This is a genomic window from Aeromonas taiwanensis, from assembly GCF_000820165.1.
GTDB classification, from domain to species: Bacteria; Pseudomonadota; Gammaproteobacteria; order Enterobacterales; family Aeromonadaceae; genus Aeromonas; species Aeromonas taiwanensis.
In genome coordinates, this window is sequence record NZ_CDDD01000080.1 from 1 (window position 1) to 733 (window position 733).

The 733-nt window shown below is 57.0% G+C and carries 1 pseudogene; it reads right to left on the minus strand.

The annotated features are described in order from the left end of the window. Nucleotides 1–733 (minus strand): annotated as a pseudogene (locus tag BN1136_RS14090) (IS3 family transposase); the annotation flags it as partial.

Genomic DNA, 733 nt, shown 5'->3' on the forward strand with positions numbered 1-733 from the left:
CTCTGGGTCATGCGATAGCGCCACAGTCGTTGCCGAAATGCCCGGCTGACGTATTGACTGCCCTGGTCGGAGTGAAACAGCACGCCTGATGGACAACCCCGCTGCCGATAGGCCATCTCCAGCGCTTTGATTGCCAACTCTGCATCAGGCTTGTCAGACATTGCCCAGCCCACGACCCGCCGGGTATGCAGGTCGAGCACTGCGGCCAGGTAATGCCAACGACCACCGGCCCAGACATAGGTGATATCGCCACACCACACCTGATTGGGTTGCGGGACATCAAATTCGCGGGCCAGCAGATTGGGAATGTCCGGTCGTTCAGACCGTGCAACCTTATAACGGTGTGCGCCCGGCTGCTTGGATGCCAGCCCGGCTTCCTTCATCAGGTTACGTACTTTTAATCGACCAATCTGATACCCCAGCTCTCGCATCATCGACATCAAGGCGCGGCTGCCTGCCGAGCCCCGGCTCTCTTTGAACAACCGGCGCAACTCACTGCGCTGTTGCATGCGCTCACGGTTAATCACTCGCCTGCGAGCCAGATAATCGTAAAAACAGGACGTGGGAACATCGAAAGCGCAGCAGACCAGTGTGATGGGGGCTTGCTCCCTTAATCGGTCTATCAGCGCGTACGTGTGAACTCGTCCGCCATCAAGAGAGCAGTAGCCTTTTTTAGTATGTCCTTTTCACGTTCGAGCCGGTTGATACGGGCTTCCAGCTCCTGGATTTTCTG